Consider the following 17,264-nt stretch of genomic DNA (forward strand, 5'->3'; position numbering starts at 1 on the left):
ATACCCGAATATCATATCATAGCGGGCCTATGAATGCAATGCCTAAGTCGCTGGGAATCGCTTATTTATTCCAAACCCATCCGCTTCCTTCACATACTTCACAGCGGGTCATCGTAATTTTATCTTTGCCGTCCCTAACTTTTTTACGTGTCATTTCCACAAGTCCGAGCCGGGTCCAGCCTTCGATCACCGTCTTCGTGCGATCCCGCTTCGCTTCCGACTCCAGCGTATCGAGGACCTGCTGCCGGTGAACCGCTGCATTCATATCAATAAAATCGATAATTATGAGTCCTCCGATGTCACGCAGCCTCAGCAGCCGGGATATTTCCTTGGCGGCCAGCAGATTCGTATCCTTCGCCGTCTGTTCCATATCGATGCTTCCCGTGTACCGTCCCGTGTTGACGTCAAAAACGGTCAATGCCTCGGTATGGTCGACGACGACATAGCCGCCGTTATCGAGCCATATTTTCCTCTTAAAGCCGTTCTCCAGCTGGGTGTTCGCTTGAAACCGGTCGAACAGCGTGCCCGTCTGAATAGGAATATGCCGGACCCGTCCGCAAAGCTCCGGAGAAACCTGACGGATCAGCGAGACGATAGTATCGTGAGCATCCTTGTCATTGACCAGCAGCTCGCCAACATCGTCCCGGAACACATCGCGTATCCAGCGCGGCAGCAGTCCGAAGTCGGTATATACTTTCCGCGGCACAACGCCCTGCTGGCTGGATTGCACCTCGACAATCTGCCACCGTCTTCGCAGCTCATCGAGATCCGCGGTGATCATGGATTCCGATATGCCCTCTGCGGCCGTTCGGGCTATGAACCCTTCACCGGGCTGCAGCTGCCGTTCGGCTGCTTGCTTCAGCCGCTCCCGCTCCGCCTCGTTTTCAATTTTGCGGGAAACTCCCACATAATCGGCGCGCGGCATATAAACGCCCCACCGTCCGGGTATCGAGTAATGAGTCGTTACCCGCGCTCCCTTGGAGCCTACAGGCTCCTTGACCACCTGCACAAGCAGCGCTTGTCCTACGGTAACAAGCTCCGTAATTAACGGCTTCTGCTTGGGATGCTTCTCCAGATGAGCAGGCAGAATGTCATCAATATATAAAAATGCGTTTTTTTCCAGTCCAATATCCAAAAAAGCAGCCTGCATTCCTTGCAGCACATTCACTACGCGGCCTATGTACATATTGCCGGCCAGATGCTCAGCCCCGCGGAATTCACTGTCGTACTCTACCAATCTATCGTTTTCCATTACAGCCACTTCGATCTGGTCCTGTCCGCACTGAACGAGAATACGCTTCATGTTTTTTCCACCTCGGACTTCATTTTACATGAAAAGCTCGGAAATCGCACTTCCCCGCTTCGTTTCATTGAAATAGGATTGCAATAGCGGTTGTTCCGGAAGAACGAAACGTATCGTGCCGCGCTCATCCATGACATATACGAGATGGTACTTCTCCCGCATAAACAAGCGTACGATGTCGGTTACCTTTCTTTTGCCGTGAACCACTATAGGCTGGGCCAATGTTCCATTATGCATCAATCGGTTCAAGGTCATTTCCCTGTTAATCAAAAAGCGCATGAAATGATAGGATAACCCTTTATATAAATACCAATTTGAATACAGTAAAAACAGGCCTATAATTAGAATATTTAACTTCAAGCCTCCGCTAAAAACATTCACGATCGACGCCCCGGTCAAAAGGATGCTGAACAAGAGGCTAATGATGCAGCTGACTGCTATAACCCTATGATACGGCAGCCAGAAGCTTAATACCGATTGCATGAATTTCCCGCCGTCCAACGGCAAAATCGGAAGCAGATTGAACAAGCCGATCAGCATGTTCGCCTGGATAAAGTACACACTCCATTCTGCCGGGATCAGCCCCGCCGATTGCAGACCTAAAGCCGCTACTATCATAATACCATTTTGCAATGGTCCTGACATCGTAACAATAATTTCCTGCCAAACCGGTACATTTGCAACCTCTTCGACAACGACCTCGCCGCCAAACGGCAGCAGCTGCACCTCTTTGACACGCCAGCCGAAATTTTTGGCCGCCAATACGTGTCCCAGCTCATGAATGAATACGATACAGAACAACGTTGCCGTTTCAATAAAATAGCCGGCCAAAACCGAGAGAAGAATGACAATGGAAAACAGGGGATGAAACCGCAGCAGGATCCCGAATGGACGGAACGGTCTAATCAAAATTCACCACATCCGCCGGGTTGACAAACTTGCTGTCCTTGGAGACGGCAAAATACAAGTATCCCGATGGCTTGCTGCTGTTTTTGGATACTGTACCTATCGTCTCACCGCCCTTGATCCAATCGTTCAGCTCCACCCGTCCCTGCTCCACCCAGCCGTAAACCGATTGCAGACCGTTCGTATGACGAATGATAATCGTATAACCGGTATCTTCTTTATTGCCTACATACACGACCAAGCCTGTGTCCATTGCGGCAACCGGCGTATCGGAGCTTGTCTCCACAGTGACCCCGAGACGGCTCGCCTCATAAGGCGCGATAATCTTTCCTTTCACCGGAGCAAAATAATGCTTCGACACCACATCCACCTTTTGCGCTTCCTCCTGGTACAGCGTATTCAAAGCAGGAAGCAAGGACGGAGAGCCGCCGAACCGCTGCTCGTACCACAGAGCGACCGATTGGAATTGGAACGAATCGTTCAGCGCAGAGCTAATATAGGCTTTCCCCTTATTAGCCAAAGGATGGTCCCATTGAAACAGCCCCCATACGGCGGCAAAAAGAAAGCAGCTGACAATGAGCTTCGTCCGCAGCCGGTTCATCCCGGGTCTTTGACCGCTCCCTCCATAGCGAAGGTCACCGTAACGATCGTCATGCAGCGTCATTTCGCGATTCCACTTCTGCTTCCAGACATATTCCGGATCCTCCCAGCGTACCGATTCATCGGCATCGGCTCTGCGGCGCTCGTCCAGCGGATAGCCGTGCGGAGGACGGGAATGCTCCGGCAGCGGAAAAGGCGGCCGTTCCGCCGATTCTTTAAGCGCCCGAAGCCGCTCCAGCCTTCTTTGGCGAATATTATCTTTGGTACTCATTTCCATTATACCCCCCAGGCGCCTTCCTCCAGGAAAGCTGTGATCATAGGCGTGCGGAAGCCTTTTATTACCGTTCGCTTCAGGGCTGCGTAGCCCTAAAAAATCGATCTGTCCTAACGCTTCACTTCTATTTCATCTTATGAGCCTGTACACCCCTTTATGAAACTATATTCCTCACGGCAACCCGCAGCCCGCAGCCGAAGACAAGACAACGCAAAAAAGCACACTGCCGGGGCAGCGTGCTCTTTACTTGGTTTCAACAGAGCTGTCAATAGCTCGGTTCTTTTTCCTGATGGACGCGAATACTCATCACCAGGCCAATGCTCATCATATTGATCAGTAGTGAAGTGCCTCCGTAGCTGATAAACGGCAAAGTAATACCGGTGAGCGGCATAATGCCGATGAGCATTCCCACGTTCTCGAAGATTTGAAACACGAACATGGAAACGACGCCGACAATGACAAAGACGCCCCCCTTATCCCTGCATTGGATAGAGATAAGGATCATTCGGTAAATAAGCACGAAATACAGCAGCAGAAGCACGGACGAGCCTACGAAGCCGAATTCCTCCGCCAGAACGACAAAGATGGAATCCGAGTAAGCATAAGGGATAAAGTGGCGATGAACCGACGACCCTTGCAGGTATTTCTCCCCGGTCAATCCACCTGAGCCGATAGCCTTAATGGAGTTGTCGACCTGGAATTTCTGGTCCTTGGTCGCACTCTCCGGATCCAGGAACGTATCGATTCTCGCAACCCAGTGGCCTTTGCCCTTCTCCGTAAAATACGTTTTGATCGGATCATGATAGTGCGTGAACAAATACGTAAATAATATCAGACCCGCTATCACGATCAAGACGCCGATAAGAAAGTGCACGTACTTCACGTTTCCGATCCACAGCATGCCGACGAAAATGACAAGAAATATAATGGCGTTCCCCAAGTCCGGCTGAATCAGCACCAGGACGAAAGGAACGAATACAATAAGACCTACCGGGAACACATCCGTAAGAAACAACAGCGGCTCCCCTTGCCTCCTGGCAATAAAGGCAGCCACTGCGATGATCAGCATGAGCTTCATCAATTCCGCCGGCTGGAACAACAATCCGCCTGGAAGCTGGAACCAGCTTTTGGCGCCGTTGATTTCCATCCCGAACTTGTAAACCGCACCCAGCATCCCCAAACCGACAATATATAAATAAGGCGCGATTTTGAGCAATGCGCGAAAATCCATAAACGTAATGCCTATAAAAGCCAAGATGGTGATGACGTAAATGACGATCATTTTCTTCAAGTCGAATTCGATGTTGTGATCATCGATTGTCGCACTGTATACTAGCAGCGTGCTTATGACCATGAATGTTAACAGGATGACAACGATGGGGATATCGATTTTTTTCAATTTATGCAGCAAACCGAATCATCATCCTATCCCGATAAACTTCTTGAATTTGTGCAGCACGCCCTGCTTCTCGTCCATCGGCATCAAAGGCACGGTATCGCCCAGAATGCGCCGGGCAATGTTGCGGTAGGCGATGGCTGCCCGGGAATTCGGATTCATCACGGTCGGCTCGCCCATATTGGCCGCTTTGATGACATATTCGTCATCCGGTACGATGCCCAGCAGATCGATGGCCAACACGGAGCAGATCTCATCGATATCGAGCATTTCACCCTTCTTGACCATGTTGGCGCGAATCCGGTTGATGACGAGCTTCGGCGATTCAATCCGTTCGTTCTCGAGCAAGCCGATGATCCGGTCCGCGTCCCGCACCGCCGCATTTTCAGGCGTCGTAACGACAATCGCTTTGTCCGCTCCCGCCACCGCATTTTTGAAGCCCTGCTCGATGCCGGCAGGACAATCGATAATAACAAATTCGAAATCGCGTTTTAGCTCCAGTACGATATCCCGCACGGCTTCCGGGGAAACCGCATGCTTGTCCTTGGTCTGCGCCGCCGGCAGCATATACAGCTCGTCGAACCGCTTGTCCTTCACCAAAGCTTGCTGCAGCCGGCATCGTCCTTCCGCCACATCCACCAGATCATAAATGATACGGTTCTCGAGACCCATGACGACGTCCAGATTACGCAGGCCGATATCGGTATCGACCATACATACCTTCTTCCCCTGAAGCGCCAGCGCCGTACCAATATTAGCGGATGTGGTCGTCTTGCCGACGCCGCCTTTCCCCGAAGTAATGACGATTGCCTCTCCCATACGGTCCACTCCTTCTAGTTACTGCTTTGAAACCAATTTATGCATATGGTGTATTTTATCTATTTCCATCTTGCCTTCCTTCACATAGGCAAACTCCATGAACGCTTCATTAATTCCCCACTCGTCCGGCGGTCTGCTGATAATGGAGGCAATCCGGAGCTGCGTCGGCCTCAGATGGGAAGCGGCAATAATCGCTGTCTCGTCTCCATCGAAGCCGGCATGGGCCATTCCTCTTAAGGAGCCCATAATATAAATGCTGCCCGAGCTGATTATCGTCCCGCCCGGATTCACATCTCCGAGGAACAAAATATTGCCGTCCTCCGACAGCGTCTGACCGGAACGTACCATTCCTTTAAGCAGCTTGATATCCGGTATATTAAAAACGGACGCCGCAGGGTCCATGACTTGCGACTCAATGGATTGGATCAGCAAATTCCCCTTCTGGCCGATGATCGAGCGGATCTGCTCCTTCTCTTCATCCGAGGCGATTCGGGACCCTAGCTTTACGTGTACATGAATAATCGGGCCTGTCAATATTTGCTGATGGGTTTTCTCCAGCTTGTGCTGAAGCTCTCCGATCACTTCGCCGAACTCGCAAGTATCGTCCAGCAAAAATACGAGGCCGTCCTTAACGCCTTTAATGGTCACATGGTGCTTTGCTGCGGTCATACTGTCCTCCAACCTCCTAGCCTATACAATTCGGCTTTTTTCAGCGTTTTTCCTGCTTTCGCGCTGAAAATTATTCCTCTGAGGCGGAAACTCCGCTGTTCATGCTTTCGAACAGCTTCCTTACAGGTACATACACAGCCAGAGCAAACAATAGATTGATCAGCATGCTCGGAAGCATTTGATGGAAGAAAGCCCATTGCAGATCAAGATGCGTAGTTTGGAACAGACGGTACAGCCCATACAGCAGCCATTCGAAGAACAAATTGCCGACTGCAATGACCATCATGCTGACGATAATATTGGAATACAGCCGGCGATGCGTCAGTCCAGCCAAATACCCCGCCAATCCCATGGAAAAGGACAGAGGACCGAGCATCGGCGAGGAGTATAGAATATCCTGCAGCAATCCGAAAATAAGGCCGTACACCAACGCCGTATGCCGGTTAATATATAACCCGATATAAAGGACGATGACGAGAATAAAATGAGGGGCGACATATACCTTGGAGCGCCAGGCTTCGGGAATCAGCCATTGCAGAAGGGTCCCTTCCAATATGAACAATGCGGCTAAAATGATCCACAGCCATTTCCGAGTCATTGGCTCACCCCTGCTCCGGAACGATAACAACGAACACTTCGCGGAGATGATCGAACGAAGCGAACGGCTGAACTACCGCTTCATGGGATATGCCGAAGTTGCCCGGCTCTCTGGATATGACTTTCCCGATCTCAATGCCTCTCGGGAAAATTTGTCCCAGCCCGGAGGTGATGACGACATCGCCGACCTCCAGCTTGTCGTTCGGATCGATCTTCGTCATGATCAGCTTCTGCTTATCCCTGTCATAGCTCTCGATAATGCCGAACGATTCGTTCTCCTTGTTCTTGACTGTGACGGCAATCGCCTTGGAATCGTTCGCTGTGTCGTCAATCCCTTTCAAGAGCTGGACATTGGAATAAAAGGACGATACCTGAACAACGCGCCCTACAAGACCCTCGACGGACATTACCGCCATGTTCGGCTTGACGCCGTCCTGCTCTCCCAGGTTGATGCGAACCGTATTGTTAAGCGAGTCCGGACTAATCGCGACTACCTCCGCTATGCGGAACGTGTAATTGTTCGCCTGCTTCTGACGCTCGGTAAAGCCGAGCGCGTCCTGCAGCCGTTTATTTTGCTGCTCCAAGTCATTCAGACGCGTCGTATCCCGCGCATACTTCGTCAAAGTCTGTTTCAGCACCTTGTTCTCGATAAAAATCGTACGCATTTGCTTCATATCCTCAAAGAAACCCGCTATATAGCCAGCGGGCTTATAAAACAGTCCTTGAGTCCAGGAAACCGTATCGGTAATAAACTTCTCGGGCCAGCTCATACGCTCGCGCTTCCCGAGCGTCAGTCCCATTAAAGCGATAAAAAAGATGAGGCCGAGCATCAATATCAACAGCCTCTTATTCCCCAACAATTTCAAAGCATACACACCTTCTAACTTTTACCGCATTTATGTTAGCGTCTGGATTTGCTTGTCGGACCCGACTTCATCTTGAACAGATGAATGTTCTCCAATGCTCTTCCCGTACCTATAGCTACGCAGTCCAACGGATTCTCCGCAACCAGCACCGGCATCCCTGTCTCGCGCGACAGCAGCTTGTCCAGGTTGCGAAGCAAACCGCCTCCGCCTGTAAGCACAATGCCGCGATCCATAATGTCCGCAGACAGCTCTGGAGGACATTTCTCCAGGGTAACCTTCACCGCATCGACGATGCTGTTCACCGTATCGGCCAGCGCTTCGGTAATTTCGGTTGAAGTTACCGTCATCGTCTTCGGAAGACCGCTCACGAGGTCCCGGCCGCGGATTTCGAATGTGACAGGGGATTCCATCGGCAGCGCCGAGCCGATCTCCATCTTGATCGATTCCGCCGTACGTTCTCCGATCATCAAATTGTACGTGCGTTTAATGTACTGCGTTATGGCGTCGTCCATCTCGTCTCCGGCCACCCGGATCGAACGGCTCGTTACGATACCGCCAAGTGAAATGACGGCAACCTCCGTCGTCCCGCCTCCGATATCGACGACCATGCTGCCTGTCGGCTCCCATACCGGCAGGTCCGCTCCGATCGCCGCTGCGAACGGCTCCTCGATGGTAAACGCGTCGCGCGCGCCCGCTTGACGGGTCGCATCCTCCACCGCGCGTTTCTCTACGGCCGTAATGCCGGACGGCACGCATACCATAACGCTCGGATGACGCTGAAACAGCCAGCGGTCCTTTTGCGCCTGGCGGATAAAATATTTGATCATCGTCGAGGTCGTGTCGAAATCGGCGATAACTCCGTCCTTCATCGGACGTACAGCCCGGATGTTGCCGGGAGTGCGGCCGATCATTTTTTTGGCATCGTTCCCGACGGCCTCTATCGATTTGGTGTCGGTGCGGAGCGCTACAACCGAAGGCTCGCGAACGACGATCCCTTTTCCTTTGACATAAACCAATGTATTTGCTGTACCCAGATCGATTCCCAGGTCCTTTGTAAAACCACCGAACATGCTTGGTACTCCCTTCCTTTGGACGCTTGAATCTCCAGTTTCTTTCGTAAAGAGGCTGTTCAAAAAGTCGTCTTTTGATCACGAAGCAGGTCATGAAGCTATTTCGACATCGAATCTTTCGTTCACCCTCGAAGAAATAATGCTTCCGAAGCTAGTTTTCTACGAAAACTTGTACTTCTCGGTGCTGAAAACCCTACTTTTTGAACTCTCACTTAAATGTTACTTTTGCCCACAACGGATTGTTCACATTCTTTTAAGTCCTATATATCACCGGAAAAAGCATGCTCTATAAAGAATCAACTGCTATATTCCGATTATATTACATCAAGCCTTGCTCCTTCAAACTTATGTACGTCCGGTCTCCGATCACGATATGATCAAGCACATCGATACCTATAATATCGCCTGCTTCGACGAGACGCTGCGTCATTTGAATATCCTCGGAGCTTGGGGTCGGATCGCCGCTCGGGTGGTTGTGAACGCAAATAATGGAGGCGCTGCTCCGTTTGATCGCCGCAAGAAATACTTCCCTCGGGTGAACGATCGACGCGTTCAAGCTTCCCATTGACAGCGTTTCCTGACCTATGACGTGATTTTTAGTATTTAAAAACAAGCATACAAAATGCTCTTTTTGCAAATAACGCATGTCCTCCATCAGCAAACTGGATACATCCTCGGGAGAACGAACCGTTACCGTCTCCTTCGTCCCGCTTCGCGCCAGCCTTCGGCCAAGCTCGATTCCAGCCTGGATCTGCAGCGCTTTGGCCGCACCGATCCCTTTGATTTCGGTTAGCTGCTGCAGGCTCATATCGACAAGACTCCGCAGCCCGCCGGATTGACTCAGCAGACGCTCGGCCAAACGTACAGCCGATTCCTGAACCGTTCCAGTGCGGAGTAGAATAGCTAACAATTCCGCGTTATTTAATGCTTGAGCCCCATACTGCATCATGCGTTCTCTAGGTCGTTCTTCGTTTGGGACATCGCGCAATGTCAAATTGGGCGATTCCATTCATTCCCCTCTTTCTTATAAAAGTTGTTGAACCCTAATTATATCATGACAGGAACTCAAATAACAGCAATGCCAAACTGCTGCAGCAGGTCGCTCAGCAGCGACACGGGAAGCCCCACGACATTGAAATAATCGCCTTCGATCCGCTCGACAATCGTCGCTCCCAGTCCCTGGATCCCATAAGAGCCGGCCTTGTCCATCGGTTCGCCCGTATCAATATAACGCTCAATCTGGGTCTTCGTCAACGGCTTCATGTAAACTAATGTAACCTGATGAGATACGATCTGCTTCCCCGTACTTAAATCGATGCACGCAACGCCTGAATATACGTAATGCTCCCTGCCCTGAAGTCCGTTCAGCATCCGGAACGCATCCGCTTTATCCTTCGGTTTGCCGAGAATTTCCCCGTTCAGCACAACAATCGTATCCGATCCGATGACGATTCCGTCATTTCGCTGCTGCTCCTTATACATTTCGCACACAGCCGCCGCTTTGCGACTGGATAATTGTTCCACGACCTCCGCAGGACTAAGACCCGGCTCGGTATCTTCGCTTACATCGCTAACCTTGATTTCGAAAGGCAGCCGAAGCGAGGCTATCAGCTCTTGCCTTCTTGGCGATGAAGAAGCCAAAATCAGTTTTTTTTGCATAGTGATCGTCATATACAATCTCCTTATTCCGAATAGTATGGATGCATTGTTTGCAAATTTCGACAAGCTTCGCGCTACAGCTTCCGATAAAGCCAGAACGATGCCGCAAGCCCGAGCAAGCTGATCAAGCTCAGCTTCAATTCGATGTGAAGATCATATTTCAGCACAAGCAGGTCGGCTTTCGGCTGCCAGACCAGCTGGACGGTTTTCGTCAAAAACGACAGCGCAGGCACCGGAGCTAACAGCTGACCTACCAGCGCTCCCGCTACTAGTCCTAGGATAAGCAATAAAATAAAAGTAAATGTATTTTTTTTCATGATAGTCCCATTCCTCTGCCCAAAGTATTGATCCGTAGATAACACAACTCGTATTATAGCACACATTTGGAGAATGTTACCTGCTTACAACACACATCGGAGGCTTGTACAATAACCTGAGGAGGGATTTGTTTCGATGCGCCGGCTTTATACCATCATGATGTTCATCCTAGCAATGCTGATAGCTTTTCCATCCTCATCCATGGCGGCCAAAATAGTCGTGGATGCCGGCCATGGCGGCTCGGACCCTGGAGCTATCGGAGTCAATGGACTCCAAGAAAAAACCGTAAACCTGGATATCGCACGCAAACTAAAAGATATGCTTGTTCAAAGCGGCTACGAGGTCGCTATGTCCCGAACCGACGACACTTATGTGTCGCTCAGCGATCGGGTAGCGTTCACGAACGCCCAAAATGCCGAACTGTTCGTCTCGGTCCATGCGAACTCTTACTCGAATCCGAATTCAAGAGGAGCTATGGTGCTTTATTACGACAACGCTTTTCCCCAAGCGGATTATCCCGCCAGCCCGGAGATGGCGGCATTGACGCCGCAAAGCCGCTTGCTGGCGCAAACCGTACTGGACAAGTTCGTTCAGTCTACCGGCTCCACTAATCTCGGACTTATGGAAAGCTCGGTCTACGTCGTGCGAATGGGCACGATTCCGAGCATCCTCGTGGAAACGGCCTTCTTGTCCAATGCGAAGGATGCCGAGCTGCTTGCGAACGACAGTGTCAGAACGCAAATGGCGAAGGCGATCCAGCAGGGCATTGAGGCTTACCTGCCGCCGGACTCGCAGGCGGAGGTATTCACCGACATTCGCGGACACTGGGCGCGCGAGGCGATCTTGAGGCTGAAGACGCAGGGGATTATCGACGGCGTCGGCAAGCTGTTTCAGCCGGACCGCGAGCTGACGCGAGCGGAGTGGGTTACGCTGCTGGACCGTGTCTTCGACTTGTCGAAGGACCAGTCTGCTGCAGCCGCCGGCAAGTGCGAGAGCGCTTCGGTTGCCGGAGGGGTATACGGCGGCGGGGCGGTTTGCGCCCCTAAGACCGCCGCTGCCTTCAAGGACGTGCCGGCCGGCCATTGGGCTGGCGCGACCTTGGCCGAAGCCGTCGCCGCAGGCGTGCTGAACGGGTACGAGGACGGGACGCTTCGTCCCGACCGGCCCGTAACGCGCGCCGAGGTGGCGGCGATGTTCCAGCGGCTGGCGCTGCCGCTGGCAAGCAATTCGGCTGCGCCAGCGCAGCAGCCGTTCAAGGATGTGCCGACCGACGCCTGGTCGGCACGGGCCATCGCCAGCCTGAAGCAATCAGGCTGGATTGACGGCATGACGGCGGACCGGTTTATGCCGGACCGCCGCATGGCGAGAGGTGATGCGGCGGCGCTGCTCGACCGCTATGTACAAAGCAAACCGGCGAATCGCCAGCCTTAGAGCTGCCGGCGATTCGCCGGTTTTTTTGCAAAAGAAAAAGCCTGGTGGAGGACCACCAGGCTTTCTTGTATATTGCGCGCAATGCGCGCGCGATATTGCTATTGCACCGAAATCGCTTTGCGCAGCTCTTTTTCCGCCACCACAAACTGCATCAGCGAGCTTTGAGCCTGCCACATCAGCGACGGTGCGGCATTTTTCTTAAATTCGTCCAAGGAGACGACAGCCGTATTCATGGCCTGATTCATCTTCTGAATCGCCGCCTTTGCGTCTTCCGCGAGCCCTTCGGACGCTGCCGAGGAGAGACCGGTCCATGTCTGATGGGCCGTCTTGACCGACTGCAACGCCGCTGCATCCAGCGCAGCAGGCTTTGAGACCGACAATTGCTGAACGGTCAAGGGTGTCATCGACTGCAGCAGCTTGTCGCCCTGAGCAATATAGTTAGGGAGTGCATCGGACGCCTTCCCGTTCCATTTCATTTTGGTAACGGCTGGCAGCTCCACATTTTTTACGAGTACCTCGACATTGCTTTGCTTGAACTTCTCCGTTAACCCGAGCGCTTCGTCGCGAGTCATGGTCATCCCTACATACACAGGGAATTTGTCGGTGCTGTCACGCACACCGGTGAAGCCTTTTTTCTTCAAATCGGCAATCGCCGCGTCTGCGCTTTGGACCGTGCTGAATACGCCGCCTTGCAAGAAGCTGTACGTTTTGGCCGGAATATTCACCGCACTGGCTGCCGCTGTTCCCGACTGGGCCGTCACCGGAGCTGCAACACCTGCATTGGCGCCTTGCTGTCCGGACACCGCACCCTGCGTCTGCGCCGTTCCCGCCGTGCTGTTCTGGCCCGGAGGCACGACGTTGCTGCCTTTGTCCGTAGAATCCGAAGAGAACATCGAGAGCACGAAGAAACCGAATGCGATGCCCGTTACGATAGCTCCCGCTACCGACGTTGCAATTTTGATCCACGAGGTGGCAGGCTTTCTCGGATGCGTTATGTAGACAGGCTCCTCCGGAACGTACCACCGGTGATCCCTTAACGGCTCCGTCGGCTCGTCGCGGTGCGGATCGCGGGAATCTTGCTCGTCCGGCTGACGCATGTAGCCGGTTTCCATATCCGTATTCCGTCCGCCCGATTCACGAATGATTCGTTCCACCCGGTTCGTTTCCGTATCAAAAGAGCTCTGCCAGCCGCCGTAATCCGTCGTATACAGATTTAACGGCTGGGCGTCGACGAGCACCGGTTTTGCCGGCTGCTTGGAACCATTCGTATCGTCCGCCGCCGGCGCCGGCGTCTCCTGCATGCTTGGCGTAGCCCATTCTTTAATCAGTATCGCATCGTCGTCCTTGGCCGGCGGCTCGACCACCTTGTATTCGTCGACGTGAAGCGGGATCACCTTGGATTCTTCCTTCACGGACCGTTCCGATCCGCGTTTGCGTCCCTGGCTATGATCAAATCGAAAGGTCATTTTGTTGTTCATTCTACTTCTCTCCCTTTGTCCAATTATCGTATTACTAGACTATGAGAGAGAGTAGACGATTAGAACAAGCTGTATCAGCTGCATGGCTGTAAAACCGGAATTTTAGTTAGCCGGAGGTGTAAATACGCGCTGGGAGAATTCGGTATCCAGCATGAAGAAGGCGTTGCTGTCCTTATCGATCCGTTTCAGCTTCTGCACGATGCTGTCGAACATCGCTTCTTCCTCCACCTGCTCATCGATAAACCATTTCAAGAAATGGATCGTCGCATGTTCGCGGTCGTTCAACGCAATATCGGACAAATCGTAAATCCGTTTGGTAACGATTTGCTCATGATGTTAGGCATGCTCGAATACATCGAGCACCGATTTATACTCATTGTTCGGGTGTTCCATGCCGCTAAGCGTGGCTCTTCTTCCCCGGTCGTTCAGATATTTGTAAATTTTCATCGCGTGAAACCGTTCTTCTTCCGCCTGAACGATAAAGAAATTTGCGAATCCGTCCAGGCTTTCACCGGAGCAGTACGCTGCCATAGCCAAATAGACGTGGGAGGAATAGAATTCGAAGTTCATTTGTTCGTTGAGAGCTTGGCTTAATGCATCGTTTAACACAAAAACACAACCTTTCCCGTATGTAGGTACGATCTGTAGATGCCCTGAAGATTTACCCGATCAAATCCAAGAGCTCGTCATACAGCTTATCGGCTGAAGACGCACAGACGACTTTCGACTTCCCTATCATGACCATACAGGTCTTCGAGCACAGCTTGCATTCTCCCAAGCAGTCCTTCTTCTTTTGCTTAATATCGGGAAACATCTTTTTCATCGTCTTGTATACGCTCTTGGAGCCATGCTTAAAATTGCGGCAGCAGTATTTGATCTTCTTCATAAGCCTTCCCTTCTCTCCCTATATTCCATTCAAATGATAATAGTTATCATTATCATTGTCAATACAGAGATGCGGAACACTGAGGTAGCGAGAAGGTACGGCTAGTCCAGGTTTCTACTGCTACTGCAAGCGAATCTTATGTATCTGAAAAAGAACCGCGCCAGAACGGATAGCTCCTTATCTGCACACAGTTCTTTTATCATTCTTTGCTATTAAAGTCCCGCACGGGCTTTGAGAGCTTTGGCCAATCCGTCCGCTGCCTTCCAAATATCCCCTGCTCCCATCGTGATGATCAGATCGCCTTTTTTCACACGAGCGAGCAAATCCGCCTGCACTTCTTCCTTGGTCGGAATGTAGCGGACATTCGCATTGCTGTTCTGACGAATCAGCTCTACGAGCTTATCCGAGGATATCCCCTCGATCCGCTTCTCTCCCGCCGGAGAATAAATGTCCGTAATGATGACCTCGTCGGCTTCGGAGAATGCCCTGCTGAATTGCTCGAACAGGAAGTACGTGCGCGTGTAGCGCTGCGGCTGAAATACGGCGATAATCTTCTTACCTGTCGATTTGGCTGCGCTGATCGTGGCTTCAATCTCGGTCGGGTGATGAGCATAATCGTCAATGACGAGAATATCGTCCACTTCGCCGAGCACTTGAAACCGCCGTTTCGCACCGCGAAAATCGATGATCGCGTCCGCTACCTGCTGGAACGTCAGCCCCGCTTCCATGCAAGTAATCAGCGTTGCAAGCGCATTGTAGACGTTATGCCTTCCAGGTACGGACAAGCCGATGGTACCCAGCAGAACACCCTTACTCACGACCTCGAAGTGCACCTTCCGGTCACCCAAATCGATGTTGCGGGCTATATAATCGGCATCGTTCTCAATGCCGTAAGTAATGACTTCGCTTTGAATCGTAGGAATAAGCTCACGCAAATAAGAGTCATCCTTGCATACTACCGCTTTGCCGTCGGCTTTGACTTGGCTTAAAAATTGGGCGTAAGCCTTTTTCAAGTTTTCAAAATCGCCGTTGTAGTTTTCCAAATGATCCGCTTCAATGTTATTGACAAGGGCGATATACGGATGATACTGCAGGAAAGAGCCGTCGCTCTCGTCCGCTTCCGCTACTACCCAGTCCCCTTGTCCCGCCTTGGCGTTGCTGCCCACATTCATAATCTCTCCGCCGATAATATACGTCGGATCCTTCTCGCACTGCTCCAGCACCAGAGCAATCATCGACGACGTCGTCGTTTTGCCGTGAGCACCCGCTACCGCGATGCCCTTCTTGGCGTTCATGAGCCTGCCGAGCATTTGGGAGCGGTGAAGAATAGGAATGTTCAATTGCTCCGCTGCGGCCATTTCCACGTTATCCTTGGACAAAGCCGTCGAATAGACGACGACGTCAGCCCCTTTGACATGCTCGGCTTCATGGCCGATAAATACTTGAGCTCCTTTAGCCGCCAGCTTCTCCGTCAGCTCCTGCCGGGCCAAATCGGATCCCGAAACTTGGTAACCCATTTCCAGCATCACCTTGGCAATGGCACTCATGCCATACCCGCCGATACCGATAAAATGGATACGCTCAGATGTATTCACGCTGCTCTCACCAGCCTTTTTCAGAATCGGATTGATGTAAGATCCAGGAACGCACATCGCCTATCAAATATAACGTGCCGGAAACTACGGCCAAATCGTCTTGTGCCGTTCTGCTTTTGACCAGCTCCAGCGCCGCCTTCCAATCCGGTTCCACGATCACGTCCACGTTCTTACGATCGATCTCCTGACAAAGCGTTCTGGCCAGCTCGGCTAGCTTGGCAGCATCCTCTTTTTTATGCCAATCCGGCTCGGTAAGGATGAGGGTATCCACCAGTGGTAGTATATGCCGCAAATATTCGGAATGATTCTTTGTCGATAGCATACCCATTACAAAATGTAGTTTATTGTATGTGTAAGTTTCGCGGAGTGCCTGTGCTAGTACAGCCCCTCCTTCAGGATTATGCGCCCCGTCGATCAAAATGCGCGGAGAGCTCGAGATCATCTCCAGCCGTCCTGCCCATTTCGTATCCCGCATCGCCTGCAGCAGCACGTCATCCTCTACGATCAAAGCGTAATATTGGCGCAGCAGCTCAATCGCCATCAAGGCTACGGCTGCGTTTTGCAGCTGGTGGCTGCCGTTCAAGCTGATGCCTACCTTCGGGATGTTGCGGAACGGACTGTAAAAGTTGAACGTCTGCTCGTCTTCCGCCGATGCTACCAGCTCATAGCGGAACTGGCGGTCGTTGCTATACAGCGTGCTGTTCTTGCCCTTGGCCGTTTGCTCGATCACTTCCAGCGCTTCCGGCTGATTAACCGCTGTGACTACCGGGACGCCGGCTTTGATAATGCCCGCCTTCTCCGCAGCTACTTTTTCTATCGTATCTCCCAATATTTCCATATGATCGTGACCGATATTCGTAATGACCGATACTAGAGGCGTAACGACATTGGTAGAATCGAGTCTGCCCCCCATTCCCGTCTCCCATACGACAAAATCCGGATAGGCTACATGGGCAAAATATTCTATGGCAACCGCAGTGGACACTTCGAACATGGTAGGCTGCCCCAGATCGGAAGCAGCCACCTCATCAACCAGCGGTTTGATTTTGTTAACAACTCGAAGCAAATCTTCATCAGCGATATTTTCGCCGTTCAGCCGAATCCGATCCGTGTATTTCTGTATATAAGGTGAAGTGAACGTTCCTACATCGTATCCGCTCTGCTTCAGCACCTCGGTCAGGTACGCGCATACCGAGCCTTTGCCGTTCGTCCCTGCCACATGAATGAACTTCAGGCGGCGTTCCGGATGATCGAGCAGCTCCATGAGCTGCTCCATCCGTTTGAGACCCGGCTTAATGCCGAAAGGAATTAAATGAACGATCCAATCGATCGCCTCCGCTGCGGTTTGGAATGCGCCTGCTGCGGCTTCGTTTAGTTGCGCTCTCGTATCGCTCATC

The 17,264-nt window shown here is 51.8% G+C and carries 17 protein-coding genes and 1 pseudogene; 1 reads left to right on the forward strand and 17 read right to left on the reverse strand.

Annotated elements, in window-relative coordinates:
- Positions 1-61: 61 nt before the first annotated feature.
- From ACFQ88_RS15665 to ACFQ88_RS15720, 12 genes are all read right to left on the reverse strand, one after another.
- On the reverse strand, positions 62-1,303 hold the full coding sequence (locus tag ACFQ88_RS15665; protein ID WP_379454711.1) for an Rne/Rng family ribonuclease: 1,242 nt from the start codon (positions 1,301-1,303) through the stop codon (positions 62-64).
- Between the two features lie 24 nt (positions 1,304-1,327).
- Complete coding sequence (locus ACFQ88_RS15670; protein ID WP_379454712.1) at positions 1,328-2,212, reverse strand: M50 family metallopeptidase; 885 nt, start codon at positions 2,210-2,212, stop codon at positions 1,328-1,330.
- Entirely contained in the window at positions 2,205-3,080 is an 876-nt protein-coding gene (locus ACFQ88_RS15675; protein WP_239627558.1) for a M23 family metallopeptidase, read from the reverse strand. The genes ACFQ88_RS15670 and ACFQ88_RS15675 overlap by 8 nt, the downstream gene beginning before the upstream one ends.
- 268 nt (positions 3,081-3,348) lie before the next feature.
- A complete protein-coding gene (locus ACFQ88_RS15680; RefSeq protein ID WP_379454713.1) occupies positions 3,349-4,494 on the reverse strand; it encodes an FtsW/RodA/SpoVE family cell cycle protein in 1,146 nt (381 codons plus the stop codon).
- A gap of 9 nt (positions 4,495-4,503) precedes the next feature.
- Positions 4,504-5,298, reverse strand: coding sequence for a septum site-determining protein MinD (minD, locus tag ACFQ88_RS15685; RefSeq protein ID WP_239627563.1), 795 nt, complete (start codon positions 5,296-5,298; stop codon positions 4,504-4,506).
- Between the two features lie 18 nt (positions 5,299-5,316).
- On the reverse strand, positions 5,317-5,967 hold the full coding sequence (locus ACFQ88_RS15690; protein ID WP_239627565.1) for a septum site-determining protein MinC: 651 nt from the start codon (positions 5,965-5,967) through the stop codon (positions 5,317-5,319).
- A gap of 70 nt (positions 5,968-6,037) precedes the next feature.
- The gene (gene mreD / locus ACFQ88_RS15695) at positions 6,038-6,565 is read right to left on the reverse strand and encodes a rod shape-determining protein MreD (RefSeq protein WP_379454714.1); all 528 of its coding nucleotides are present in this window, start codon (positions 6,563-6,565) and stop codon (positions 6,038-6,040) included.
- 4 nt (positions 6,566-6,569) lie between these two features.
- Entirely contained in the window at positions 6,570-7,430 is an 861-nt protein-coding gene (gene mreC, locus ACFQ88_RS15700; protein ID WP_239627569.1) for a rod shape-determining protein MreC, read from the reverse strand.
- 35 nt (positions 7,431-7,465) lie between these two features.
- Positions 7,466-8,500: a rod shape-determining protein gene (locus ACFQ88_RS15705; protein ID WP_239627572.1), complete on the reverse strand. Its 1,035-nt coding sequence runs from the start codon at positions 8,498-8,500 to the stop codon at positions 7,466-7,468.
- 319 nt (positions 8,501-8,819) lie between these two features.
- On the reverse strand, positions 8,820-9,509 hold the full coding sequence (radC, locus tag ACFQ88_RS15710) for a RadC family protein (RefSeq protein ID WP_239627574.1): 690 nt from the start codon (positions 9,507-9,509) through the stop codon (positions 8,820-8,822).
- A gap of 56 nt (positions 9,510-9,565) precedes the next feature.
- Positions 9,566-10,171 (reverse strand): Maf family protein, encoded by a 606-nt coding sequence (locus ACFQ88_RS15715; RefSeq protein WP_239627576.1) that lies wholly within the window; start codon positions 10,169-10,171, stop codon positions 9,566-9,568.
- A 62-nt stretch (positions 10,172-10,233) separates the two neighbouring features.
- The gene (locus ACFQ88_RS15720; protein WP_239627577.1) at positions 10,234-10,476 is read right to left on the reverse strand and encodes a DUF4321 domain-containing protein; all 243 of its coding nucleotides are present in this window, start codon (positions 10,474-10,476) and stop codon (positions 10,234-10,236) included.
- A 136-nt stretch (positions 10,477-10,612) separates the two neighbouring features.
- Between ACFQ88_RS15720 and ACFQ88_RS15725 the strand changes: the two genes are divergently transcribed.
- A complete protein-coding gene (locus ACFQ88_RS15725) occupies positions 10,613-11,908 on the forward strand; it encodes an N-acetylmuramoyl-L-alanine amidase (protein ID WP_379454715.1) in 1,296 nt (431 codons plus the stop codon).
- 98 nt (positions 11,909-12,006) lie between these two features.
- Here the strand turns inward: ACFQ88_RS15725 and ACFQ88_RS15730 are convergent, their stop codons facing one another.
- The 5 genes and pseudogenes from ACFQ88_RS15730 to ACFQ88_RS15750 all read right to left on the reverse strand — a co-directional run bounded on the left by ACFQ88_RS15730 (position 12,007) and on the right by ACFQ88_RS15750 (position 17,263).
- Positions 12,007-13,386: an SPOR domain-containing protein gene (locus ACFQ88_RS15730; protein ID WP_379454716.1), complete on the reverse strand. Its 1,380-nt coding sequence runs from the start codon at positions 13,384-13,386 to the stop codon at positions 12,007-12,009.
- Positions 13,387-13,488: 102 nt separating this feature from the next.
- Positions 13,489-13,995 (reverse strand): annotated as a pseudogene (locus ACFQ88_RS15735) (ferritin).
- A gap of 52 nt (positions 13,996-14,047) precedes the next feature.
- The gene (locus tag ACFQ88_RS15740) at positions 14,048-14,272 is read right to left on the reverse strand and encodes a DUF1450 domain-containing protein (RefSeq protein ID WP_239627585.1); all 225 of its coding nucleotides are present in this window, start codon (positions 14,270-14,272) and stop codon (positions 14,048-14,050) included.
- 212 nt (positions 14,273-14,484) lie between these two features.
- Complete coding sequence (gene murC / locus ACFQ88_RS15745; protein WP_239627588.1) at positions 14,485-15,867, reverse strand: UDP-N-acetylmuramate--L-alanine ligase; 1,383 nt, start codon at positions 15,865-15,867, stop codon at positions 14,485-14,487.
- A gap of 7 nt (positions 15,868-15,874) precedes the next feature.
- Positions 15,875-17,263 (reverse strand): bifunctional folylpolyglutamate synthase/dihydrofolate synthase, encoded by a 1,389-nt coding sequence (locus ACFQ88_RS15750; protein ID WP_379454717.1) that lies wholly within the window; start codon positions 17,261-17,263, stop codon positions 15,875-15,877.
- Position 17,264 lies beyond the last annotated feature (1 nt).

Origin of the sequence: Paenibacillus sp. NPDC056579, assembly GCF_042793215.1 — a bacterium.
Classification (GTDB): domain Bacteria; phylum Bacillota; class Bacilli; order Paenibacillales; family NBRC-103111; genus Paenibacillus_S.

What these genes read in the sequence shown, in the direction of transcription:
- ACFQ88_RS15715 (WP_239627576.1), bottom strand. Translation starts at nt 10,171, where the DNA reads ATGACGATCACTATGCAAAAAAAACTGATTTTGGCTTCTTCATCGCCA.
- ACFQ88_RS15705 (WP_239627572.1), bottom strand. Translation starts at nt 8,500, where the DNA reads ATGTTCGGTGGTTTTACAAAGGACCTGGGAATCGATCTGGGTACAGCA.
- ACFQ88_RS15725 (WP_379454715.1), top strand. Translation starts at nt 10,613, where the DNA reads ATGCGCCGGCTTTATACCATCATGATGTTCATCCTAGCAATGCTGATA.
- ACFQ88_RS15720 (WP_239627577.1), bottom strand. Translation starts at nt 10,476, where the DNA reads ATGAAAAAAAATACATTTACTTTTATTTTATTGCTTATCCTAGGACTA.
- ACFQ88_RS15665 (WP_379454711.1), bottom strand. Translation starts at nt 1,303, where the DNA reads ATGAAGCGTATTCTCGTTCAGTGCGGACAGGACCAGATCGAAGTGGCT.
- ACFQ88_RS15750 (WP_379454717.1), bottom strand. Translation starts at nt 17,263, where the DNA reads ATGAGCGATACGAGAGCGCAACTAAACGAAGCCGCAGCAGGCGCATTC.
- ACFQ88_RS15675 (WP_239627558.1), bottom strand. Translation starts at nt 3,080, where the DNA reads ATGAGTACCAAAGATAATATTCGCCAAAGAAGGCTGGAGCGGCTTCGG.
- ACFQ88_RS15740 (WP_239627585.1), bottom strand. Translation starts at nt 14,272, where the DNA reads ATGAAGAAGATCAAATACTGCTGCCGCAATTTTAAGCATGGCTCCAAG.
- ACFQ88_RS15690 (WP_239627565.1), bottom strand. Translation starts at nt 5,967, where the DNA reads ATGACCGCAGCAAAGCACCATGTGACCATTAAAGGCGTTAAGGACGGC.
- ACFQ88_RS15730 (WP_379454716.1), bottom strand. Translation starts at nt 13,386, where the DNA reads ATGAACAACAAAATGACCTTTCGATTTGATCATAGCCAGGGACGCAAA.
- radC (WP_239627574.1), bottom strand. Translation starts at nt 9,509, where the DNA reads ATGGAATCGCCCAATTTGACATTGCGCGATGTCCCAAACGAAGAACGA.
- minD (WP_239627563.1), bottom strand. Translation starts at nt 5,298, where the DNA reads ATGGGAGAGGCAATCGTCATTACTTCGGGGAAAGGCGGCGTCGGCAAG.
- mreD (WP_379454714.1), bottom strand. Translation starts at nt 6,565, where the DNA reads ATGACTCGGAAATGGCTGTGGATCATTTTAGCCGCATTGTTCATATTG.